The sequence below is a fragment of the Bradyrhizobium sp. UBA2491 genome, from assembly GCF_002341725.1.
In the GTDB taxonomy this organism is placed as follows: domain Bacteria; phylum Pseudomonadota; class Alphaproteobacteria; order Rhizobiales; family Xanthobacteraceae; genus Bradyrhizobium.
Genome location: NZ_DDOP01000081.1, coordinates 203683 through 226251, shown reverse-complemented (window position 1 = coordinate 226251; position 22569 = coordinate 203683). Strand labels below are relative to the sequence as shown.

General features: G+C 65.6%; 26 protein-coding genes. 9 read left to right on the top strand and 17 right to left on the bottom strand.

Annotation, left to right across the window (positions count from 1 at the left end):
• Nucleotides 1–491, bottom strand: a 491-nt coding sequence (locus tag B2W55_RS29070; RefSeq protein WP_291532671.1) for an LLM class flavin-dependent oxidoreductase, incomplete at its 3' end; no start/stop codon positions are given.
• 266 nt (nucleotides 492–757) lie between these two features.
• The gene (locus B2W55_RS29065; protein ID WP_024578886.1) at nucleotides 758–3112 is read right to left on the bottom strand and encodes a mechanosensitive ion channel family protein; all 2355 of its coding nucleotides are present in this window, start codon (nucleotides 3110–3112) and stop codon (nucleotides 758–760) included.
• 324 nt (nucleotides 3113–3436) lie between these two features.
• Between B2W55_RS29065 and B2W55_RS29060 the strand changes: the two genes are divergently transcribed.
• Entirely contained in the window at nucleotides 3437–5167 is a 1731-nt protein-coding gene (locus B2W55_RS29060) for an ATP-dependent Clp protease adaptor ClpS (RefSeq protein ID WP_024578885.1), read from the top strand.
• Between the two features lie 50 nt (nucleotides 5168–5217).
• Here B2W55_RS29060 and B2W55_RS29055 read toward each other — a convergent pair whose 3' ends face one another.
• The 4 genes from B2W55_RS29055 to B2W55_RS29040 all read right to left on the bottom strand — a co-directional run bounded on the left by B2W55_RS29055 (nucleotide 5218) and on the right by B2W55_RS29040 (nucleotide 9327).
• A complete protein-coding gene (locus B2W55_RS29055) occupies nucleotides 5218–6054 on the bottom strand; it encodes a hypothetical protein (protein ID WP_145987221.1) in 837 nt (278 codons plus the stop codon).
• Nucleotides 6055–6092: 38 nt separating this feature from the next.
• Nucleotides 6093–6392: a hypothetical protein gene (locus B2W55_RS29050; protein ID WP_024578883.1), complete on the bottom strand. Its 300-nt coding sequence runs from the start codon at nucleotides 6390–6392 to the stop codon at nucleotides 6093–6095.
• Nucleotides 6393–6538: 146 nt separating this feature from the next.
• Nucleotides 6539–8623 carry a tetratricopeptide repeat protein gene (locus B2W55_RS29045; protein WP_043855362.1) on the bottom strand — a complete coding sequence of 695 codons (2085 nt, stop codon included), beginning with the start codon at nucleotides 8621–8623 and terminating at the stop codon, nucleotides 6539–6541.
• Between the two features lie 107 nt (nucleotides 8624–8730).
• Nucleotides 8731–9327, bottom strand: coding sequence for a TetR/AcrR family transcriptional regulator (locus B2W55_RS29040; protein WP_024578881.1), 597 nt, complete (start codon nucleotides 9325–9327; stop codon nucleotides 8731–8733).
• Nucleotides 9328–9420: 93 nt separating this feature from the next.
• On the opposite strand from B2W55_RS29040, the gene B2W55_RS29035 reads away from it, so the two are divergent.
• The 3 genes from B2W55_RS29035 to B2W55_RS29025 all read left to right on the top strand — a co-directional run bounded on the left by B2W55_RS29035 (nucleotide 9421) and on the right by B2W55_RS29025 (nucleotide 11533).
• Nucleotides 9421–10182 carry an SDR family NAD(P)-dependent oxidoreductase gene (locus tag B2W55_RS29035; protein ID WP_024578880.1) on the top strand — a complete coding sequence of 254 codons (762 nt, stop codon included), beginning with the start codon at nucleotides 9421–9423 and terminating at the stop codon, nucleotides 10180–10182.
• A gap of 81 nt (nucleotides 10183–10263) precedes the next feature.
• On the top strand, nucleotides 10264–10728 hold the full coding sequence (locus B2W55_RS29030; RefSeq protein WP_024578879.1) for an Rrf2 family transcriptional regulator: 465 nt from the start codon (nucleotides 10264–10266) through the stop codon (nucleotides 10726–10728).
• A complete protein-coding gene (locus B2W55_RS29025; protein ID WP_029878770.1) occupies nucleotides 10715–11533 on the top strand; it encodes a class I SAM-dependent methyltransferase in 819 nt (272 codons plus the stop codon). Before B2W55_RS29030 ends, B2W55_RS29025 begins: the two co-directional genes overlap by 14 nt.
• Here B2W55_RS29025 and B2W55_RS29020 read toward each other — a convergent pair.
• From B2W55_RS29020 to B2W55_RS28980, 9 genes are all read right to left on the bottom strand, one after another.
• The gene (locus B2W55_RS29020) at nucleotides 11530–11751 is read right to left on the bottom strand and encodes a hypothetical protein (RefSeq protein ID WP_024578877.1); all 222 of its coding nucleotides are present in this window, start codon (nucleotides 11749–11751) and stop codon (nucleotides 11530–11532) included. The genes B2W55_RS29025 and B2W55_RS29020 overlap by 4 nt on opposite strands.
• 68 nt (nucleotides 11752–11819) lie before the next feature.
• Complete coding sequence (mscL, locus tag B2W55_RS29015; protein ID WP_024578876.1) at nucleotides 11820–12239, bottom strand: large conductance mechanosensitive channel protein MscL; 420 nt, start codon at nucleotides 12237–12239, stop codon at nucleotides 11820–11822.
• Nucleotides 12240–12313: 74 nt separating this feature from the next.
• A complete protein-coding gene (locus B2W55_RS29010; protein WP_024578875.1) occupies nucleotides 12314–12595 on the bottom strand; it encodes a hypothetical protein in 282 nt (93 codons plus the stop codon).
• Nucleotides 12596–12673: 78 nt separating this feature from the next.
• Nucleotides 12674–13078 (bottom strand): DUF3597 domain-containing protein, encoded by a 405-nt coding sequence (locus tag B2W55_RS29005; RefSeq protein ID WP_024578874.1) that lies wholly within the window; start codon nucleotides 13076–13078, stop codon nucleotides 12674–12676.
• 282 nt (nucleotides 13079–13360) lie between these two features.
• On the bottom strand, nucleotides 13361–13861 hold the full coding sequence (locus tag B2W55_RS29000) for a Rab family GTPase (protein ID WP_024578873.1): 501 nt from the start codon (nucleotides 13859–13861) through the stop codon (nucleotides 13361–13363).
• Nucleotides 13861–15603 carry an OmpA family protein gene (locus B2W55_RS28995; protein ID WP_024578872.1) on the bottom strand — a complete coding sequence of 581 codons (1743 nt, stop codon included), beginning with the start codon at nucleotides 15601–15603 and terminating at the stop codon, nucleotides 13861–13863. The genes B2W55_RS29000 and B2W55_RS28995 overlap by 1 nt, the downstream gene beginning before the upstream one ends.
• 2 nt (nucleotides 15604–15605) lie before the next feature.
• On the bottom strand, nucleotides 15606–16124 hold the full coding sequence (locus B2W55_RS28990; protein WP_291532663.1) for a hypothetical protein: 519 nt from the start codon (nucleotides 16122–16124) through the stop codon (nucleotides 15606–15608).
• A gap of 6 nt (nucleotides 16125–16130) precedes the next feature.
• Nucleotides 16131–16787, bottom strand: a complete 657-nt coding sequence (locus B2W55_RS28985) for a response regulator transcription factor (protein WP_024578870.1) — start codon at nucleotides 16785–16787, stop codon at nucleotides 16131–16133.
• Between the two features lie 61 nt (nucleotides 16788–16848).
• Nucleotides 16849–17919 (bottom strand): histidine kinase, encoded by a 1071-nt coding sequence (locus tag B2W55_RS28980; RefSeq protein ID WP_024578869.1) that lies wholly within the window; start codon nucleotides 17917–17919, stop codon nucleotides 16849–16851.
• A 100-nt stretch (nucleotides 17920–18019) separates the two neighbouring features.
• On the opposite strand from B2W55_RS28980, the gene B2W55_RS28975 reads away from it, so the two are divergent.
• On the top strand, nucleotides 18020–18562 hold the full coding sequence (locus tag B2W55_RS28975; protein ID WP_244442114.1) for a hypothetical protein: 543 nt from the start codon (nucleotides 18020–18022) through the stop codon (nucleotides 18560–18562).
• Between the two features lie 45 nt (nucleotides 18563–18607).
• Here the strand turns inward: B2W55_RS28975 and B2W55_RS28970 are convergent, their stop codons facing one another.
• Both B2W55_RS28970 and B2W55_RS28965 read right to left on the bottom strand, forming a co-directional pair.
• The gene (locus B2W55_RS28970) at nucleotides 18608–18916 is read right to left on the bottom strand and encodes a hypothetical protein (protein ID WP_024578867.1); all 309 of its coding nucleotides are present in this window, start codon (nucleotides 18914–18916) and stop codon (nucleotides 18608–18610) included.
• A 24-nt stretch (nucleotides 18917–18940) separates the two neighbouring features.
• On the bottom strand, nucleotides 18941–19240 hold the full coding sequence (locus B2W55_RS28965) for a hypothetical protein (RefSeq protein ID WP_145987220.1): 300 nt from the start codon (nucleotides 19238–19240) through the stop codon (nucleotides 18941–18943).
• 679 nt (nucleotides 19241–19919) lie between these two features.
• Here B2W55_RS28965 and B2W55_RS28960 point away from each other — a divergent pair.
• Genes B2W55_RS28960 through B2W55_RS28945 form a run of 4 tightly spaced genes read left to right on the top strand, consistent with a single transcriptional unit; the run spans nucleotide 19920 to nucleotide 22552 of the window.
• Complete coding sequence (locus B2W55_RS28960) at nucleotides 19920–20372, top strand: MarR family winged helix-turn-helix transcriptional regulator (protein WP_024578864.1); 453 nt, start codon at nucleotides 19920–19922, stop codon at nucleotides 20370–20372.
• A gap of 44 nt (nucleotides 20373–20416) precedes the next feature.
• A complete protein-coding gene (locus B2W55_RS28955; protein ID WP_024578863.1) occupies nucleotides 20417–20992 on the top strand; it encodes an isochorismatase family protein in 576 nt (191 codons plus the stop codon).
• Nucleotides 20979–21308: a hypothetical protein gene (locus B2W55_RS28950; RefSeq protein ID WP_024578862.1), complete on the top strand. Its 330-nt coding sequence runs from the start codon at nucleotides 20979–20981 to the stop codon at nucleotides 21306–21308. Before B2W55_RS28955 ends, B2W55_RS28950 begins: the two co-directional genes overlap by 14 nt.
• Complete coding sequence (locus B2W55_RS28945) at nucleotides 21305–22552, top strand: MFS transporter (RefSeq protein ID WP_024578861.1); 1248 nt, start codon at nucleotides 21305–21307, stop codon at nucleotides 22550–22552. The genes B2W55_RS28950 and B2W55_RS28945 overlap by 4 nt, the downstream gene beginning before the upstream one ends.
• Nucleotides 22553–22569: the final 17 nt, after the last annotated feature.

The following is a 22569-nucleotide window of genomic DNA, read 5'->3' as shown; positions in this document are numbered from 1 at the left end:
TCGAACATCGTGTCCGGCTTGCTCACCGTCCAGTACTTGCCCTTGTGCGTCCACGGTCCCGGCTCGGTCCACATCTTCAGGATGATCTCGAGCGCCTCGCGGGTCATGTCGCGGTTCTGACCACTCATGCCGTCGACATTGAACATCGCCCAGTCGCTCGGCAGGCCCGATGCGGCGACGCCAAAATTCAGGCGCCCGTTCGAGATGTGGTCGAGCATCGCGACGCGGTTGGCGAGCTCGGCGGGGTGGTGATACGGCAGCAGGAAGCCGCCGGGGCCGATGCGCAGATTCTTGGTCTGCAACAGCGCCTGCGCCACCAAGAGATCGGGCGACGGGTGCGGCTCCCAGGGCGCGGTGTGGTGCTCGCCGATCCAGGCTTCCTGATAGCCGAGCTCATCGAGCCAGCGCATCGTCTGCAGGTCCCAGTCGTGCCCTTCCTTCAATCCGCACTCCGGCGGGTGCGAGGGCATGGTGAAGTAGCCAAGCTCCATGTGCGTTTCCTTCCTTTGCGTTACGGTTCAGTCATGCAATGCGTCTTGCCGCGCATTGACACGACAATCAGCAAGCGCTGTGCCAGCAAGGAAATCGCAGGGAAGGATGCGAAAGGGCCTATTTCGGTCGCCGGCGAGCGCCGTCCGGGGACAGATCGGGTGGTTGCCGTCTCATCGTCGCGAGACGGTGTCGCAACGATGAGACGCGACGGGTGCGCTCGTGCTCCCTCTCTCCGTTCTCACGGGGAGAGGGGGCTGCGCCCGCGTTAGCCCGCCGCGCGGCGCGGCATCACGTTGGTGTCGGGCTCGGAGGGCGCCGGGATCTGCATCAGGATGGTCTGGCCCATCGAGGCGATCTGGATGCCCTCGTCCTGGAAGCGCCGCTTCATGCGGCGGTTGAACTCGCGCTGCACCGCCCAGCGGCCGCTATCGGTGCAGCGGATCTGGCCGACGATCGTGACGACCGAGCCGTCGACCTTGTCGACGCCCCACAATTCGAGGTCGCCGCGGATGAATGCGCGATACGCCGTCTCCTGCCGCATCCCGACGACGATGTCCTTCAGGATCTCGCCGGCGCGATCGGTGTCCTCCTTGAAGGCGATGTTGACGCTGACGGCGGCATTGCCGGCGCCGCGGCTGGCATTGGTGATCGTCGTCACCGCGCTGAACGGCACGACGTGCACCGAGCCGTCGCCGGCGCGCAGCCGCATGGTGCGGATCGAGACGTTCTCGACCACGCCCGAAAGGCCGGACACCGTGACGGTGTCGCCGACCTGCACGGTGTTCTCGAGCAGCAGGAACAGCCCGGTGATGAGGTCCTGCACCAGCTTCTGCGAGCCGAAGCCGATCGCGATGCCGACGATGCCGGCGCCCGCGAGCAGCGGCGCGACATTGACGCCGATCTCGCTCAGCGCGGTGAGCCCGACCACCGCCACGATGATGCAGAACAGCGCGGTGCGCAGCATCGGCTGGAAGGTGCGCAGGCGCGCGGCGCGGGCGTAATGCCCTTCGCGCGACAGCGTGTCGATCTGCCGGTCCATGAACGCGTTGGCGACCTCCCAGATCACGACCGCGGCGAGCGCGGCAATTCCGACCGTCACCAGCGCCGAGATCAGCCGGGAGCCGATCTGGCCGCCATAGAACCAGACGATGGCATCGACACCCCAGACCTCGAGCAGCGCGACGAAGCCGATCAGCGCGATCACCGCCGACACCACCTTGCGCAGCAGCGGCAGATAGCGGTTGGCACGCGACTCCAGCCCCGGGAAACGTTGCAGCAGATCCGGGCTGATGCTGAAGCCGCGGTCGATCAGGCTCAGCACCACCATGGTGACGAGGCGGGTGACCAGCAGCACCGCGACTGTGCCGACGAAATATTGCAGCAGCAGCGAATAGCCGTTGCGGATGTTGAGCGCCCACACCGCCCACAGCGCGAGATCGAGCGCGATCGCCAGCACATGCCAGAGCGACGCGAGGCGGTTGCGCGTCCGCGCCGCAAGCCCGGTGCGATCGGCCGGCGCGCGAATGGCGGCGGCGACCTGGCGGCGGCATTGCAGGATGATGACGACGACGAACAAATGCACGACCAACATCACGAGCCGCAGCAGCGCGGCGTAGCCGGCACGATGCAGCCCGAGCAGCAGCGCGACATTGGCAAGGCAGATGCCGGATACGCCGACCGCGACGATGCGCCGGGCCCAGATCTCGATATAGGCCGCGGTCTCGGCCCGGACGCGGAACAGGCCGAACGGACCGGCGAGTGCCCGCACCGCGCAGATCAGCGCCCGCGAGAATGCGTAGGCATTGACGACCGCGAGGATCACCAGCCGCGTGGTCGACTGTTCGCCGATCTCGGTGCCGAGCAGTGCGGTGGCGACGCTGACGAAAACCACGACCGGCAACAGTTCGAGCACGAGGCGCCCGACCACGAAAGGCAGCCGGATCACCGACTGCCAGGCCCGCGCCAGGCTGAGCCGGCGGCGATGCAGTTCGGGCTCCGGCGTGACGTCGGCGACCGATGACGGTGGATCGACACTCGCCAGCACCTGCGCCGGCACCCGTGCGGTCCGCGGCAGCCGCTGCTCCAGGAACGCCACTGGCCGCTTGATCAGGCGAAACACCACCCATTCGGCGGCCAGCGCACATCCGAACACCAGCGCCAGCTTCCAGGCGATATCGATCAGCAAACCATAGGCAGCGGGATCGTTGGCGGTGCGAACGAACCAGTAGTAGAACGCCGGGAAATGCGTCAGCGTACGCGCAACATTCGCGACCTCGCGCGACATCTCCGTCACCTGCTCGGATACCATCAGCAGCAGTTGCGCGCCGAGACTGTCCGCGGTGAGTGGAATCGGCGAACGCTGCTCGGGCGCGGGCTCCGCAGCCGCCGGCTGAGCCGTGGCCTGCGGCGAGGCCTTGGCGATGGCGCGCAGCGTGTTGATGATCTCGCCGCGCTTCTTGTCGTCCTGCAACGTTTCGAGCGCGCGCTTGGCCTGCTCCGGCGTCAACGCGTCGCTGGTACTTGGTTGTGGCGGCGCTGGCTTGGCGGCCGGTTGCGCGAGCACCGGAGAGACCAACAGGGTGAAGACGAGAAGAATCGCAAAACGGAGTTTGTGCGACACGAGAGCCTCATAAAAACAATGGCGCGACGGAAGATTCCTGGGAGAGAATCTGCCTCGCGCTCGCGTCATGTCGGATAACTCCTTTTCGCCCCGATGATGTGTCGGAAGTTTGCCGCTGTGGCGGCCATGTCTTGGCATTTGCCGCAACATGATCGTCACAAGCATTGAGCGGCGTTTACACATGCGCCGCGTTCCCTGCCGAGCCGGCCGACCGGCTCACCACACGTCAGGGGTGAGGTGGGCAAATCTTTCGCTTGACGCAGGCCGACGGCCATGATGTTCTCATTTTGTTCTTTTTGTTTCCGATTGCGTTTCGAGGATCCGATGCACGACGTCCTTGCCGAGAGCGGCCCGATCAAGCTGTTCATTCATGACGACGACGAGACACCGATAGATTTCATCCGGAACCTGCTGCGGACGGTATTTGGCAAGTCCGGGAAAGAGGCGATCGCCGCCACCGCACGGATCGAGGCCCTGAGCGGAATTGCATGCGGCCCCTATCCGGCGACAGTGGCCCGGGCATTGCTGGAGTCGGCCGAGCAGCTGATCCGCAGCAACGGCTATTCCTTGCTGATCACGAGCGCAGCTGCCGATGCGGCCCGGCCATGCGAGCTCTGTGGCGCGCTGGACCCTGTCACGGACGTTTTCCTCGGCCGCAAGACGGTCTGCCTGTGCAGCAACTGCCTGCTCGCCACCAGGGCCAGTTCGGAAAACCTGCCGGGCGAGGAGTTCCGATACGCCTTCGTAGCACTCGATTGGCATTTTGCCGGCGTGCCGCGCAACCAGATCCTGACCAGGTCGCGGCAGTTTCCCGGGCATATGCGTGCCGATGTTCAGATCGCGATCGACCGGCTGTTCGACACGCCGCTTCATTTCTTCGGCCTTCATGAGGAACACCGCTACGAGACCCTCGCCTTTGCCGCGCTGATGGAGAACAGCCGCAACGCACCTGCAATCGCGCCACCGCAATATCACGACGTCGACGTCGGGGAGCCGGAGCCGGTGAAATGCCTCACCAACGGATTATGGCTGTGCCGGACCGAACAGCTGCGCTACGCGGTGCTGCTCAGCCACCACCGTGATTATCAGAGCGAGCCGAGCTTGCGGATCGAGCTCGCGGTGCCGGCAGGCTCCGCAGGAAACAGCCTCGTGCAACAGACCTTTGCCGAGCTCGAAGCTGCCGTGCATACGGCACGATCCTACCGCGGCAAGATCCTGTCGCTGGAAGACGCCGCCGACTATCGCGGTCGCGCGCGCGGCGTGACCGTACATCGTCTGCCGACGGTCGCCCGCGACGACGTAATCCTGCCGGACCGGACCTTGCGGCTGCTCGACCGCAACGTGCTCGACTTCGTCGAGAGCCGCGATCTGCTGCGCAAGCTCGGCCAGTCGACCCGCAAGGGCATCCTGCTCTATGGCCCGCCGGGCACCGGCAAGACCCACACCATTCGCTATCTCGCCACCAACCTGCCCGGTCACACCACGCTGATCATCACCGCCGAGCAGGTCGGGCTGCTCGGCGCCTATATGAACCTTGCGCGGCTACTGCAACCGACCATGGTCGTGATCGAGGATGTCGACCTGATCGCGCGCGACCGCAAGGGCATGAGCGGACCGTGCGAGGAATCCCTGCTCAACAAGTTGCTCAACGAGATGGACGGCCTGAAAGAGGACTGCGACATCCTGTTCGTGCTGACCACCAACAGGCCGGAAGAGCTGGAAGGCGCGCTGGCCGGCCGGCCCGGCCGCATCGACCAGGCGATCGAGGTGCCGCTGCCCGACGAAATCGGACGCTGCAAGCTGATCCGGCTCTACGGCCGTGGCCTGCCGCTCGAACCGTCCGTTATCGATGCCGCGGCGCAGCGCACCGAAGGCGTCAGCGCCGCCTTCATCAAGGAGCTGATGCGCCGCATCGCCCAGGCCAGCATCGCCCGCGACGGCGGCCGGCATATCACCACCAAAGACATCGACGGCGCGCTGAACGAGATGCTGTTCGACGGCGGCCGGCTCAACGTGAAGCTGCTCGGCGGAGCACAGCGGATGAGCGCGGGGTGAGGCCGCGCCCGGCCGCATGGTCGCCGCGGGCAACAACCGCCGCTGCCTGATCAGCGGAGGCTGTTGCGCAGAATCTGAAGCTGCGTATTGATCGAGCTGGTCAGCAGTTGGTTTAGGAACTCGTGCGCGTAGGGATTGCTGATGTCCCTCCGCCATGGTCGCTTGACGATCGCTGGCATCGGCTTGCCCGCATTGGGACCGCGCGCAAAGGCAACCGTGATCTTGTCCGTGTTGACTTGCGACAAACTTCCCAATGCTCCCGGTCCGGTAAAGTTCACGAGTTGCCAGGTCGGCCCGATCGCGCTCAGATTCTTCGTGATCACGAACGTGATTGTTCCGCCGAACACCCCGCCCGGCGTCGCTAACGTAATGGTGTCGTCGCGGCGAGGCGTCAGTGCGGCCATCGCCACGAAATCGCTGAGGCCCAGCCTTCCCGATAGATTGGTATCTGCGGGCGGGCATTCATGGAGATTCGTGCCGCTCTTCCATTCGCGATAGATTTCCCGCGTCGACAACTGAATGTTCTCGGTGAAGGTATGGTCGCGTGACCCACTGAGAGTGCCGCTGACGTTGAATGTGAACGACGTCGGCGGATGAAGGTAGCTCATGTTTGGCGCCAAGCCGCCAGTATCATTGACCTCAACCGATAGCGAGATCTCGGCATCGTAGTCTCCGTTCAGGAGAAATCGTCCATGGAATGCGGCCACGTCGTCGCTATCATCGCGAACCATCTCCTTGATCTCGCACTGGATGCGATCAACGATCGACTTCACCGTCGGTTGGCCGGCAGAATCATATGGAACATCGTAGATCGGTACGGCACATCCGCTGAGGAACGAGGCACACAAAGCGGCAGCGGCAAGCATTCCCGGTTTTGCGGGTGACATGGCAATCTCTCAAAAAAAATGTTCTGGTCGTCAATCGTTCAGGCGCAAGAGCCTTCGACCCAGTTCGCAACCGAACCGGGATGAGCATTGGCAATCGCGTTACATTCGGCTTCGGTGACGCCCGAGATATCGCGATCGGGCACGCTGGGAGCCGCTATGGTGCAGCACCCCTTCGGATGTGCGGCCGCGGCCCTTGTCGTTGCGGCCTGCGGCAAGGCCGCCGTCATTCGCGGCTTCCCTGCGGCCTTTGCTTTCTTGGCCTTCCTTGCCTTGACCTGCTTACTTGCCTTGACCGGCTTCTTTGCCTTGCCGGCCTTCCGTGCCTTGGCTTTCTTCATCAGACCCCCCAGCCGATGCGATCGTTGCAATGATCGGTTTCCGCATTCGGCGCGCACGCGGGGGAAGCTTCAATATGTTTTGTTGCAGCTTTAGAATTTTTCAATCATATGTTGCATCAAATCCACATTCCCGTGTCCGGTGAGCTCTACGACGCCGGCGGCAGCAGCAATTTGTGCGCACCTTGTGCCACCCGCGCCAGCTCGTCCGACATCCGCGCCAGCACGCCGTCCCAGGCCTGCGGCTTGTCCTGGCGGAACAGCCGCATGGTCGGGTACCAGGGCGTGTCGGCGCGATCGCGCAGCCAGCGCCAGTCGAGCGCGTACGGACACAACATCCAGACCGGGCGGCCGAGCGCGCCGGCGAGATGCGCCACCGAGGTGTCGACGGCGATGACGAGATCGAGCGAGCAGACGGCCGCCGCGGTATCGGCGAAATCGCCGAGCGTCGGCGCGAGGTCGACGATGTCAGCGGCAAGCCGCCGCAGCACCGGCGCATCGTCCGGGCGCGGCTCCTTCTGCAGGCTGTAGAGCTGGACGCCAGGCGTCACCAGCCGCGGCAGCACGGCGTCCGCCGATAGCGAGCGCTGGCGATCGCCCTTGTGCCTGGGATTGCCGCTCCAGACCACGCCGACCTTCAGCGCGGAGACGCCGCTCAGCGCTTCGCGCCAGCGCGCGAGCTTGACGACATCCGCTTGCAGATAGCAGATCGCCGCGGGGATGGTCTCGACGGTGGTGCGGAAGATCCGCGGCAGACTGAGCAGCGGCAGTTGCAGATCGAACGGCGGCAATGGCTCGCCGCGCGCGAACACCGCGACATCGGGCAGCATCGGGCGCAGCAGCGACACCAGCGCCGGCTGCACTTGCAGCAAGATCCGGCCGCCCCTGTCCGCCAGCATCGGCACGTAGCGGACGAAATTGATGGCGTCGCCAAGCCCGTATTCGGCGAACAGCAGCAGCGTGCGGCCTGCGAGCGGCTCGCCCTGCCATTCCGGCTCGTCGAACACGGGATCGCCATCGCTCAGCATCTTGGCCTTGCGGCGCCACTGGTATTCCTCGAAGCCCTCCTCGAACTCGCCATTCATCAGCAGGAAATGAGCGTGGTTGTAATGCGCGAGCGGCTGCTGCGGATCGAGCGTGATGGCCCGGCGCGAGGCCACCAGCGCCGCGTCGATGTCGCCGGCATTGCGCAGCGCGACCGCCAGATTGGCGTATCCCTTGGCGAAGTCGGGGTCGAGCTCGATGGCGCGCCGATGCGCGGCCACCGCGGCATCGACCAGGTTCTGGGCCTCGAAGATGATCCCGAGATTGGTATGCGCGGCCGCATGGTCCGGCTTGATCGCCAGCGCGAGTTCGGCGCACGCGATCGCATCATCGACCTCTCCGAGCTCGAACAGGCAGGCGCCGAGATTGTTGAGGATGACATGATCTGACGGGTCGCGGGCCGAGACCTGTCGATAGATGCGGACGGCTTCGTCGCGCTCGCCCGCCTCATGCAACACCATGGCAAGCAGGCGTTGCGGAGCGAGGTTGACCGGATCGAGCGCGATCGCCCGGCGATAATGCTGGATCGCATCCCGCAGCCGGCCCTGGCGATAGCTTGCCGCGCCGAGGCCGCTGTGCAGCCCGGCATTGCCGGGTTCGGTGCCGAGCCCGCTGCGATAGGCCGCGACGGCGGCATCGAGCTTGTCCTGATCGGTCAGCACGTTGCCGAGATTGAGCCAGACCCCGCAATAGGCTGGATCGCGCGCGATCACGTCGCGATAGGCCTGTTCCGCTTCGATCAGCTTTCGCTGCCCGGCCAGCGCGACGGCCAGATTGAACCGCGCCCGCGTCAGGCCGGGATCAAGTGCGATCGCGCGGCGAAATGCGGCCTCGGCCTCGTCGAAGCGCGACAGGTCGCACAGCGCAGCACCGAGCTTCATGTGGAGGCCGGTATCACGCGGCCGCAGCGTCACGCCACGCTGGAACGCCGCCACCGCGCCCTCGTGCTCGCCCTTCACGGCGAGCGCATCGCCGAGCGTGCCGAACGCGGGTCCATGATGCGGATCGAGGCTGAACACCCGGCTCAGCAGCACCGCGCCTTCCGCGGCGCGATCGGTCACGAAGGCGATCACCGCGGACAGATGCAGCGCCGGGACATGATCGGGATCGGCGGTGAGGATGTCGCCGCACAGCGCGCCGGCCTCCGTCGCGCGGCCCGCGCCATAATGCGCAACCGCATCCAATAGCATCCGATCAACCACCGCATTGCCCACGATACCACCCCGTCGTCATGACCCCGATGGGGATTAAACGGATGGCGCCGCCAAATCCGGCACGCGAATATCGGACAGGCGTGTCAGATCTTGCGACGGGTCGCGAGGCGCGACGCTCCGGATCCGGGCCTCGTTTGGTCGAGGCAATCCTGAATGGCTTTGCCGAGCCGCATCACGATCAATTCGGGATCACCATGATCAATCGCCGGCGAGCGGAGCGCGGCACGCAGTACGGCAAAGCCGAGCACATAGGACGTGATCAGCGCCGCGCGCAGCTCGGCTTCTGCACCGTCCATGCGCTCCGCCAGCGGCTTGACGAAATGAGCATGCAGCGCCTGCGACAGGATCGAGGCCGCGACGGGACTGCCGACGGAGCGAAGCAGGAACGCGAATTCGTCGAAATCCGCGGCAGGCGGCTTCTCGATCGGACCCAGCAAATGCCTGGCGACGCGCGCACCGAGACCGTGCAGCGGCCCCTCGAAGGCCGGCTCCAGGCTGAAGGCGCCGTTGGCAATTTCGGCGAACAGGGTTTCCTTCGACCCGAACAACCGCGGCAGCATCGCGGGATCGACACCGGCATCGGCAGCGATCTCGCGGACACCGACCGTGTCGTATCCGGCGCGGGTGAAGGCTCGCCGCGCAGCCGCAAGGATGCGGGCACGGCTTTCTGCCGCGGACAACCGGACCGGCCTGCGCCCATTATCAACAGTCGTTGACATTTCTCGGAACTCACGCTATCTGCTTCATCAACACTCGTTGATAAATGAGGTCACATGACAAATCCAGACCAATCGTCCGATCTTTCGGGACGGATCGCCCTCGTCACGGGGGCAAGCAGCGGCATCGGCCGCGCGACGGCGGCGCGGATCGCCAGATCAGGCGCGCAGGTGATCGTAGCCGGACGCGATGCGCCGCGCCTTGATGCTGTGATGCGCGAGATCGGCGCAGGCGCGGAAGCCGAATTGGTCGATCTCGCCGAAGCCCGCGAGATCGCAGGCCTGATGCAGCGCGTGGCCGCGCGCCACGGCCGGCTCGATATCCTTGTCATCAATGCCGGCGTTTCGAATGCTCCCGAGATCGGCGAACTGACGCCCGCCAGCTATGACAGGCTGATGGACGTGAACGTTCGGGGAAGCGTGTTCACTTTCGTCGAAGCGCTGCCGCTGCTCGCCGACGGCGCATCCGTCGTGTTTGTCGGCTCGGTCGCCGGTCGCAAAGGCCAGCCCGGCGATCCGCTCTATGCGGGCAGCAAAGGCTTTATCCGCGCCTTCGTCCGCAATGCCGGAACATCACGCGAGCTGATGGCGCGGCGCATTCGCGTCAATGTCGTATCGCCGGGACCGATCGAGACCCCGCTGACCGAACGGGCAACCGCCGATGTTGCGATCCGTCGTTATGTCGAGAGCCTGATTCCGATGGGCCGCTGGGGAGGCGCCGAGGAAGTGGCGGAAGCGATCCGCTTTCTCGCCTCACCCGCAGCAGGTTTTACGACCGGCGCGGAGCTCACAGTCGATGGCGGCATGGCCCATGCCTGACAGCGACCCGGCCAAACCCCGCCGGCTCGCCCGCCATCGTCCCTCTTGACGACGACCCCATCATGTAACATATGAAGTTACATGATCCGCGATAGCCGCCTGTCCAGCGTCCTGCATGGCCTGCTCCACATGATCGGAGCAGGCGAGCCGGTCACATCAGAGCAACTGGCGCAGGCGATGGCCACCAACCCGGTGGTGGTGCGCCGCGTGATGGCGGGCCTGCGCGAGCAGGGCCTGGTCCGCTCCGAGAAGGGCCATGGCGGCGGCTGGACCTTGGCGCGCGATCCCGCCGCCATCACGCTCGCGGACATCTATCGCGCGGTCGGCGCGCCCACCATCGTCGCGATGGGCCACCGTTCGGAAAATCCCGGCTGCCTCGTCGAACAGGCCGTCAACGACGCGCTCTCCGGGACGTTTCGCGAGGTGGAGGCGCTGTTCCTGAAGCGGCTCGGCGCGGTGACGCTCGAAGCGCTCGCCAGGGATTTCAAGCGCCGGCTCGCCAAACACAAACAAGGACTCGAGGACCAGATTCATGCAGTCAAATGAGCCGGCGAAGCCGCTACCGTTCCACGATCCTGCGCACTGGGACAAGATGGTTGCGACCTACGAGGCGCAGTCGCAGCCATTCACGACACATTTCGCCGAGGCCGCAGTCGCGCTGCTCCCGATCGGCCCGTCATCGAAAGTGCTCGACGTCGCGACCGGCACCGGTGTCGCGGCGCTGGCCGCCGCCCGCACCGGTGCTGCGGTTACCGCGATCGACTTCTCCGCCGGCATGGTGGCGCGGGTCCGTGCGCATGATGTGGCGAATATCGAGGCACGGCAGATGGACGGCCAGGCGCTCGATCTGCCGGACGCCGCTTTCGATGCGGTGGTGTCCGTATTCGGCGTGATGCTGTTTCCGGACTGGCGCGCCGGCTTGCGTGAGATGGCACGGGTGACGCGATCAGGCGGATCGGCGGCGATCGCGGTCTGGAAGAACGCCGATGGTGCCGCCGTGCATCTGCTGCTGTCGCAGGTCATCCGGCGGCTCTATCCTAAGAAGGTCACGCCGATGCCCTGCACCGGTCTCGCCGAGCTCGCCGACCCCGACCGCCTCAGTGCCGCGATCGCCGCCGCCGGCTTCGCTGATCCTGTCGTCACCGAGGTCACCCGTGACTTCGAACTCAATGTCGGCAACCCCGGCGAGATCGAGAAATTGTTCGAATTCATGCCGCATTGGAGCGGGCTCGATGCGGACCAGAGCGCGGCAGTCGCGCGCGCGTTCCGCGCCGAGATCGAACGCGGACGGGTTGGCGACAGCTTCGCGATTCCCTCGACCGCGCTGATCGCGAGCGCTGTGCGCCGTTAATTTCGCGGATCATCCGCCAGCCAGCGCGGCCGCCGTTCCCGCTGTCGGCCGCGCGAGCGCTTGTCGTCCAGCTCCTTCGTGTCACTCGGCGGCCGCAGACCGGGACTGTTGGCCCAGCGATCGATTTCCTCGATGACCCGCCGGTGGCTCGGCCGTAGCGTCGACGGGCCACCGGGCTCTTGCGAAAGCTTTCGGGGCAGCTTGACCTGTTCTGGCATGGCTGGGCTCCAAGAGCTGGGCATTACGCAGTACACGCGCGGCGATCGTGTCGCCGCTTGAAGACGTTCTACGCACGCGACTTCAGCAGATCGCGAATCTCGGTGAGCAGCTCCTGGTCCCTGGTCGGCTTCGGCGGCTCGGCCGGCGCCGCGGGCGCTTCGCGCTTGAGCTGGTTCATGAGACGAACAACGATGAACAGCACGAACGCCACGATCAGGAAGTTGAGCGTCAGGGTCAGGAAATTGCCCCAGGCCAGCACCGCGCCCTGCTTCTTGGCATCGGCCAGGTTGGTCGCCGTCACCGACTTCGAGAGCGCCGTGAAATAGTTGGAGAAGTCGAGCCCGCCGCTGACCGCGCCGATGATCGGCATGATGATGTCCGCCACCATCGACGACACGATCGCCCCGAACGCCGCGCCGATGATCACGCCGACGGCGAGATCGACGACGTTGCCCTTCATGGCAAATTCCCTGAATTCCTTCAGCATGTGATGTCCTGTTGCAAAGGCTGTGGCGCGATCCGGCACCGTTGGTCGCCGGCCGCAACGAAGGCGCGGAAAAATTATCGGCGGTCTGCCGGCTTCGCCGGCGCCGCAGCGGATTGCGCAGGCGCGGCCTGCTCCCACGGCGCGGGCAGGATGACCCGCGCCGGCGGCGGGGTCTGCGCGGCGCGCTGCACGGTCGCATTCGCCGGCCGCGGCACGTCGCCGCCGCTATCGGCATTGACGACGGCGATGCTGACGCCGAGCGCCAGCGCGACGAGGCCGAGCCCCGCGCCGATCAACGCGGCGAACCGCGCGACGCCGGTCTGCCGGTCCAGGATGGCAAGATGAGATGAGGTCATCGCAACTGCTCCTCACGCAATACACATGGTTTGGAGCCGCGCGAGGCGCGAACGCCCCGCACGGCTCGAGGCAGGTCATCAGGTCTTGATGTCGGCCGGCAGCTTGCCGCCATTGGCAGCCAGCTTGGCCATCACCTGCTGATGCAGCCAGACGTTCATCGCGGCGGTGTTGTTGGTATCGCCGGTGTAGTGCAGCTCCTTGGCGAGCTCCTTGCGCGCAGCAAGGCTGGAGTCGAGGCCGAGCGCCTTCATCAGGTCGACGATCGAGGTCCGCCAGTCGAGCTTCTCGCCCTTGGCGGCGGCCGCCTTGTCGACGATCGCGGCGACGTCAACCGTCTGCGCGGCAGGCGTAGCGGGCGCAGCCGACGGTGTCGACGCCGGCGCCGCTCCGGGTGCAGGTGCCGCAGTCGCTGTGGTCTCAGCCGTCTTGGCCTGGGCGCCGTGGCCAAAGATTGCGCCCATGATGCTTCCAAAAATACTCATGTTCTCTCGCTCCGTGCGCCCGAGACACTGCTGGCCTCATGGCTGGTTCCGGTGACGGAGCGGACGATAGGCAGGCCATTGGCCGAGTGGAAGATGACCATCGTCACTATCGGAGTGTGGGAGGGCGTGGTGCAGTCGGGGAGAGAATCGTGCGGTCGTGCGCCGCACGTCGAGAGCGTTTCATCGTACGCCCCACGTGCGATGAAGTCAGCCGTCCCGGCCCGATTCGCCAGCCCCGAGAAGTCGGGACGGCTGACACCAAACTGCGTGTAATTGCGCGAACTAGAGCTGACGGCGACGGATGGTTTGCGCGAGCTCGGCAATGCTTTCCGCGATGCCGACGCCGGTCTTGGCGCTGACCGACCTGACGCTGGACTTGCCGAGTTCGGCGATCACGCCCGCGCTGCCCGCGGCCTCCGGCAGGTCGATCTTGTTCAACAGCGCCCTGTACGGCCGGCCGGGGAAGCGCGCCTCGAAGCCGCGCACCAGTTCGACCATGCGGGTCACGGTCTGCGGTCGCGTCACGTCGGACACAATGATCGCGGCCGACGCGCCGGTGACATAGACGGTGTCGAAAATCTGCGTGCCGAAATCGCCGTCGGTGTCCCACAGCACGAGGCGGGTCGGATCGCTACCATCCGCCGCGACCACGTCATGGCTCAGGATCTCGACGCCGAGCGTCGATTTGTACTGGCCCTCGAACCGGTTGTAGATCAGCCGATAGAGGATCGAGGTCTTGCCGACCCCCATATCGCCGAGCAGCATGACTTTCGCGGTGAGCATCAGCGCGCCACTTCGCCTCGATAGACCGTCTCGAACGCCACCCGGCGGTTGCCGCCGACGGTGGCGTCGGGCCGATCGGTGATCGGCATCGTCGCCGCGCGCGACACCAGGATCAAGCGCGACGGATCGACTCCGAGCGCGGCCAGCCTGCGCTGCACCTGCTCCGCGCGCTTGCGCGCCAGCGTCCGGTTGGTGCCTTCGGTGCCGCTCTGATCGGCATAGCCGACGATCCTCACCCTGAGATCGTTGTTCGCCAACAATCCGGCCAGTTCGCGAAGCTGCTGCTCGGCCTGATCGTTGTCGAGGAATTCGTCGGCGTTGTTGACGAAGAAGATGGCGGTGGAGGCGATGAAGCGGTCGAGCCGCGCCGCTGGCCCGTCGGTGACGGATTGCAGCTTGGCATATTGCTCGCCGAGCCTAGCGTACTGCTCGCCGAGCTTGTCATATTGCGCGGTCAGCCCGGCATAGCGCTGCTCGCCCGACTTCGCCTGCGCGCTCATCGCCTCGCGCATCTGGTCGAGGCTCGCCTGCAGGCGCGTCAGGCTCGCCGCGATGCTGGCCTGTGACGCCGCGACCTGATCCGGCGCGGATACCAGACCGATGCGGTTGACGATCTTGTAAGGCGCAGCGGCCGTTGCGAGCACCTCGAGCAGCGGCGCGGTCTCCAACTGGCTCGGCTCGATGCCCGAGACCGCGACGCTGGACTTGCCGTGATCGAAGTCGAGCCGCAGCGGGAACGTGGCCAGCAGCGGCTGGTTGGCGGTGAATTGCTCCAGCGCCGCATGGGTCCGCCGCTCCAGCAGGCCGCGTGTCACCGACATCGCAGCAAGCCAGAGCAACAGCGCGGCGACCGCGGTGAGCACCGCGATCAGGATGACCTTGCCGCGCCGGCTCGCGATCCTGGGCGGCGCGTCGTCGGTCTCGATCGCAGCGACCAGCGCAGCGAGCATCGGGGCATCGCAATCCGCGCCGCGGTCGATGCGCTCGATCGCATCGAAGAACAGCGAATTGATCCTGGCATTGTCCGCCGGGCGCAGCGGGCCCAGACATTCCGCCGCCAGGATGAAGCGGGGCGAGGCGCGCAGCGCGATCTGCCGGCCGCCGAAATCGAGCGTTTGCAGATTGCCCTCGCCGGCGAGCGCCTGCACCGAGAATTCCAGGATCGCCGCCACCATCGCGCTGAGCAGATCGGCGCGCTCGTCGGGGGTCGCGTCGCGCTTCCAGTCGGCGATCAGGCGACCATTGCCGCGCTCGATGATCAGCAGGCGGTTGACCTGCGGCGGGCTGTCGGCCAGCACGAACTCGCTGATCGGGCGTCCCGTCGCCAGCGACTTGATCCGCCCCACCCACAATTGCGCCGAGGTCAGCGCGTTGATGCGCTGCTCGAGCGAGGCGACCACTTCCCGGAACGCATTCGCGACCGCGGCGCTGACCAGGCGGCCGACGATCGGATAGAGCGCCTCGATCATCTGCTCGCGCGAATTCTTGATCTCGTTCCTGATCGCGGAGACCACGACCGGCGCGATCGCGGTCGCGAGTTCGCGCGGCCGATTGACCTCGGCGCGCTCCAGCGCCTCCACCAGGATGCCGGCGGTTGCGGTCTCCAGCCGGTCGGCGTTGCCGACATAACGCTGCAACGAGTCGAGTTCGGCCTCCAGCGACGTCAAGCGCGTCGCTTCAGGCTGAAACAGCAAAGTCCTGAGCTGCTCGATCTCGCGGTTCTGGCCGGCAGCGGCTGCCATGGCTATTTGCCCGTGCGGCCCGATCCCAATCCGCTGATGGCCGCGCCGAGCTGGGTGATCGCCGCGCCGACATCCTTCAGCGAGTCGAGGCGCTTCTGCTCGGTATCCCGTTCGAGATCGGAGAGCCTCGCCTGCAGGGCGGTGACCTCGTTGGTGAAATCCGCCTGCATCTGCTTCAATTGCGCCTGCATCTCCTCGCGCAGGCCCGCGAGGTTGGTCTCGATCGAGCGCTGCGCGCCGCCGAACAGAAGATCGCGGACCTGATCGATCGCGGCCATGCCATGCGCCGCCGAATCCGCGCCGTTGCCGGCCGCCGCGGCGTCTGCCAGTCCATCCGTGCCCTTGGTCTGGCGGTCGATACCCTTCATGGTCAATCCCTGCTTACTCATAGCTGCGCAACCCGGACTTGCCGCGTCAAAAAGCAAATCCGGAACAATCCTATAGCCAATTTTATGGGCGCGGCCCAGAGAAAGGCGAGCAATCTCAGCCGGATCAACCGCTTGGTGTGCGGTCGCGGGCAATTATTTCTAGTAAGTTATTGCCTTTATTGCCAGTTCCGTACGGTTCTTGACCTGGCATTTCTCCAGGATCGTGCTGACATAGTTCTTCACGGTTCCCTCGGCCAAATGCAGCCGCTCGCCGATCTCGGTGTTGCTCTTGCCCTCGACGATCAGGGTCAGAATTTCGTTCTCGCGCGCCGTCAGCCCGTCGCGGACCGGCAGCTTGGCGGAGACGCGCGGACCACGCAGCCGCTTGAATTCGTCGAGGATGCGCGCGGCGACGCCGGGTGAAAGCCCCGACTGGCCGTTGATCACGGCGCGGATCGTGCCTGCGATCTCCTCCATCCTGGCATCCTTCAGCAGATACGCCTTGGCACCCGCGCTCACCGCCTCGAAGATCAGATCGTTGGTCTCGAATGTGGTCAGCACCACGACATGGGTCTGCGGCAGCTCGCGCAGAATCCGCTGGGTCGCGGCGATACCGTCGACACGCGGCATCTGGAGGTCCATCAGGATGACGTCCGGCCGATAGCGCCGCGCGAATTCGATGGCCTGCTCGCCGTCGGACGCGCCAGGAAGGATCTCGAAATCCTCGTTCTGCTGGGCGAGCAGCGTCGCGATCCCTTCCCTGATCAGCGTCTGATCCTCGGCGATCAGCACCCGCACCTTTTCAATCTTGCTCACGGGCTTCCGTCATCCTCTCGAAGCGCTTCGCTCGAACAGCTCTCAATGCGAAGCAATCACATCAATCGGCCAGCACGCCGGCCGACGCCGCCGGCGGCACCGCCACGGGGAGCGAGATCCGGACCAGCGTTCCCTGCCCTGGTGCGCTCTCCACCGCGCAGCTTCCGCCGACGAGTTCAGCAAATTCGGCCATTCCGATCAATCCGAAATGTCCTGGTGCCGGGACCGCGGGATCGAAGCCGCGGCCGTCATCGCGGATCTCGACGACGAGCCTTCGGCCGATCGCGGCCGGCGCATCATAGGCGTGGAAGGAGACGCGATGCGCCTGCGCATGGTTCTGAACGTTGCGGAGCGCCTCGCTGAGGATGCGCTGAACCGTCAGGCCGCAATCGCGCAATCCGGCACGCGCCGGCTCGTCGATCTGGATCGAGACCCGGACGCCGCTGCGTGTGGCGAAGTCGCTCAGCAGTCCCTCGACGTCCGGATCGAGCTTCAGATCGTCGGGCGTGCGCAAGCGCTCGATGGCTTCACGGGCGCGCGCGAGCCCGCTCGCGGCGGCGTCTTCGGCCGTCGCAAGGCTGTCGGCAAGGCGCGCGGGATCGGTCGACAGATAGTGCCTGATCAGCCGGATCTGGGTCAGCAGCGCCACGATCGAATGCACCAGCGTATCGTGCAGATCGCGCGCCAGGCGAAGCCGCGTCCGCGCCAGCGAGGCAAAGCGCACCTCCGCGCTCGCCGCCTCGAGCTGCTGCTCCATCAGGCGCCGGGCCCGGCGCTCGCTGCCGAGCAGCGTTTCGACCTGGCGTCCGGCGAAGTCCGGCATCGCGATGACGAAATAGTGCGACTGCGTGGCATTCCACAGCACGACCGCCGTCATCGGCTGCGCAATGTCGGGCGATGCGCCACGCACGCCAGCGAGCGCGATCATGTCGCGCTGGCCACCGGCAAGCGCCGCCAGTTCGGCCTCCATACCAACCAGCAGCATGCACTCGCAGCAATCGACGCCGATCGCGGGAAGCCATTCGACCAGCCGTCCGATCTTCCGCTGCATGCCGCGGTCAGCGCCGATGACGGCGAGGCCGATGACATCGGCTTCGGCGGCCGCAAGCAAGTCCGCGCTCAGATCGATCATGCGTTGCCCATCCGCTTAGCGACCGCCCCACTCTGGCGTAAGCCGATAGCGGCGGCAAACGAATATGACTTTCGTCACAACCGATCCTGACCTTCGTCAGATGCCGCCGCTGCGCGAAATGCGGTTCTGTTTCGTGATGAGCAACAGCGCAAGCCATGATGTGCCACATGCCGGCGTCCATGGCGACGCCAGTCAGGCGCCGGGCCTCGCGGAAGCCGACGACCGTCGACCGGAGTGTAAGCTGACAATGAAGGCCGCGCCACGGAAGTCACCCGGCATCGAGCTGCGCATGCTGGTGGAAGCGGAAAAGCCCGCGCGGCGCCGGCGCCTCAGTGCGACCCAGAAGGCGGCGTTGCAGGAAGCGTTTGGCGGCCGCCTGCAACTTTATCCGCGCGGCTATGCCGCGAGCAAGACCGGGCCTTTCCATTCGCGGCGCGCGATTCTCGGACTGGTACGCGCAGGCCTGATGAGTCTCAGCGCGACGGCGCGCTATGCCGCCGTGACCCGACGGGCGCGGGAGCTCCACGCGTCTGCACCATCCAGCGGAACGAACGACCAGGCCGACCCGGAGCCTGCGAAACGACGCGCCGGTCCTCGCTTCGATGAACGCAGCGTCTCCGGCGGAGCCGTGCCGCAGGAATAGAACGCGGCACGCGCCTCACCTGCCTCGAGCTGGCGCTCGCGCCGTTCAGAACGGGAACGAAAATTCCCGGACCGGATACTTGCTGTCGAAATCCACGCCCGTCGCCGGTCCCTTGCGGTAGTAGCCGTTGTAATAGCCGACCGGGCGTCGTTCCGACGGCGGGCAGGCCAGATCGTCCCGGCCCAAGAGTAACGGCCGGCGTTCCTGATACCGCGTTCGCCAGCAATTGCAGTCCTGATCGCAGACCATCCTGACCTGCTCGACCGATGGCTGCCATGCGCGATCCGCCACCGCGCCGGCGGGACTGCCGAGAGCGAATGCAACCTGGGTGAGACCGACAATCAGATTGACCATGACGCTATCCACCTCGCGTTTGAGCTATTGCAGGGCGACCGGCCACGCATCGCGCATCCGCTCGCAGTCGAACCGAAAATGCTCGCCCCGGCGCAGCGTGACCTGCCAGGGCACGGTCCTGAAGAACGTCGACTCCGCGGCCTGGCCGTCCGGATAAATGATACGAACGGTGGCCTTCAACAGCCAGGAACCGATCGGCGCATAAGGAAGCTCCTCGGATCGCAGCACCTCGGCTCGGCAGCGCGCCGGGGTGGCCGCGAACGCCGCGTTGCCCAAGAGGACAGTCAATCCCAGGATAAGCCCAAACGTGGTGCCGTATTTCATAGCAGCTTGCCCTTCGAACGAGCGGTTGTCATGATGCCGTCGCACTGCACAAAGTTGTGCAGATGCTTACTTTATTGCCGAATATGTGCTATACACCGACTCGAATAGAGTGATGGCTGGCACGCATAATGCGATTCCTCGGTCTCGTTCTACGGACGCTTTTTCTGCTCGTCGTGGTGGTAACAACGGCCCGGGTGGCCATGCCGCAGAACGAGACTCTTGAGACTTTATACGACACCCCCTCTGACCTGTTCCGCATCCTGCTCGGCGCAGCGGTCTGCTTTTTCGTTTGCATCCAGATCTTCCGATATTCGAGGGACCCCGCTGACATGCGCAGATGGGTTCCGATAGGTCTTGCGATCGTGCCGCTTGCGCTGATTTGCGCACGCGTCATCTGGTAACGCGCAGCGTATCGCCGCCCTTACGCGGCGCACCAGCACCGCGTTGCCATGATAGCCGGAAGCGGACCGGCTCGAGCCGGCGCGTGCATCCTGCGTGCTTCCGACCATCACTCCCCCTTTTTAACCAGCGCTGCTTCCTGTCCGACGGCAATCGGCCATTTCGATTTGGAGCATGATCCAACAATGCCCTGACATGACGCTGACGATCACAGGAATATGAAGGCAATCTGCGAAGATAATCTTTACAGTTTACCTGTATATATGCCATCCTCCCAGTCATGAACAATGCTGCGTCACGTACCGGCTCGGCGCGCACATCCGCGCTCGCCGAAGACCTTCGCCTGTTGATCGGAACGCTGAAGCGCCGGCTGCGCGAACAGGGGCAGCGTGACGACCTGCCGCCGTCGCAGGTCGCGGTGCTGTTGCGCCTCGAGAAGGACGGCCCCGCGACCGTGTCCAGCCTGGCGCGGTCGGAGGGAATGCGTCCGCAGTCGATGAGCTCGGCGATCTCAGCGCTCGAGGCCGCGGGCCTGGTGCGCGGTGCGCCCGATCCGGACGACGGCCGCCAGACCATCATGTCGCTCACCGACATCTGTCGCGAGCGGCTGCGGACCGGCCGCGCCGCGCGGCAGGACTGGCTGGCGCGCACCATCGCGACGCGGCTGTCGGTGCGGGAGCAGGATGAACTCGCCGCCGCGGTCGGCTTGCTGAAGCGGCTGGTCGCCGACTGAGCCCGCGCCAATCGCGAGAAACATCCGGTTGAAAGGAAACGATGATGGCCCTCACGACACTCGATCCGATCACCGCCCTCATTGTCGTCGATCTGCAAGCCGGGCTCGCCGGCGCGCCCTTTGTCCATCCATTCGAAGACGTCGTGACGCGGGCCCGCGCGCTCATCCAGGCGTTCCGGCGGCGCGGACTGCCGGTCGTGCTGGTCAATGTCGACGGGATCGCACCCGGACGAACCGAGCGGCCGCGCCATAACGGCGCATTTCCCGACGGCTGGACCGACCTGCTCCCGGAGCTTGACCGGCAGCCGGGTGACATCGTCGTGACCAAGCGGACCTGGGGCGCCTTTGCCAGCACCGATCTCGAGACCCGGCTGAGAGCCCGCGGCGTCACCCATGTCGTGGTCGCCGGCGTCGCCACCGGCACCGGCGTCGAATCCACGGCGCGGCAGGCCTTTGAGGCCGGCCTCAACGTCACGCTCGCGATCGACGCCATGACCGACGCGCGGCCGAACGCGCACGACTACAGCATCGAGCAGGTGTTCCCGCGACTCGGCGAAACCGGCTCGACCCAGGCGATCATCGATCTGCTCGAAAGGACGCATGCCCATGAACTGGCTTGAGCTCGTCGCCTATTTCTTCGGCGGCGCCTTCCTCACCAACGCCATTCCCCACGTTGTCGCCGGCATCATGGGCGAACCGTTCCAGACCCCGTTTGCCAAGCCGCCGGGAGAAGGGCTATCGACCTCGACCGTCAATATCATCTGGGGCTTCTTCAATCTCTTCGTCGGCTACCTGCTGGTCTGCCGCGTCGGCGAGTTCGCCCTCCGCAACACAGGCGATGTCGCGGCCCTCGGTCTCGGCGGACTTCTATTCGGTATCGTCATGGCGCGGCGGTTCGGCCGGTTTCACGGCGGGAATGATCCGCAACGAACATGAGACGCGTCTTTCGATCGCTCGCGAGCTTCAACTACCGGGTCTGGGCCGCCGGCGCGCTGGTGTCCAACATCGGCACCTGGATGCAGCGCGCCGCGCAGGACTGGCTCGTCCTCACCCAGCTGACAAATCACAGCGCATCCGCCGTCGGCATCGTGATGGCGCTGCAATTCGGACCGCAACTCTTGCTGATGCCCTGGTCCGGCCTCGCCGCCGATCGCTTCAACCAGCGGCGGCTCCTGATGGCAACCCAGGCGACGATGGGCACGCTGTCACTGATCCTCGGCATCCTCACCGTCACCGGATTGGTGCAGCTCTGGCATGTCTATGTATTCGCGTTTCTGTTCGGTTGCAGCGCCGCGCTTGACGCTCCGGTCCGCCAGACCTTCGTCGCCGAGCTGGTCGGCGACCGAGACCTGTCGAACGCGATCGCGTTGAACTCGACCTCATTCAATGCCGCGCGCATGGTCGGCCCCGCGATGGCCGGACTGCTCATCGCTTCGGTCGGCACCGGCTGGGCGTTCCTGTTCAACGGAGCGTCCTTCATGGCGGTGCTGACCTCGCTGTGCCTGCTGCGCAAATCCGAGCTCCGGCCGAATGCGCGCGCACCCCGCACCAGGGGCGGCATCACCGAGGGATTCAAGTATGTCTGGTCCCGCCCCGATCTCAGGGCGACCCTGGTCATGCTGTTCCTGATCGGGACTTTCGGGCTGAACTTTCCGATCTTCATCTCGACCATGGCGGTCGGCGTCTTCCATACCGACGCGCGCGGCTTTGGCCTGTTGTCATCGATGATGGCGATCGGAACGATGTCGGGCGCGCTGCTGGCGGCGACGCGCGACCAGCCGCGCTTCGCCGCGCTGATGCTGGGTTCGGCGATCTTCGGCATCGGCTGTACGCTGGCCGCGCTGGCACCGAACTACTGGCTGTTTGCCGCCGCCCTCGTCGTGATCGGCATCGCCTCGTTGACGATCCTCAATACCTCGAACGCGCTGATGCAGCTCTCGACCGAGCCGGCGATGCGCGGGCGCGTGATGGCGCTGCGGCTCGGCGTCGCGCTCGGCGGCACGCCGATCGGCGCACCGATCGTCGGCTGGGTCGCCGACCATCTCGGCCCACGCTGGGCGCTCGGCGTCGGCGCTGCGTCAGGCTTTGCCGCCGCACTCGTCGCGCTCGGCATGCTTGCGCGGGCGAACGCCGCAGCCAGGCACGGCACTGAACATGGCAGCATGCCGCCGGCCGAGTAGACCAACGCTTCCGGACC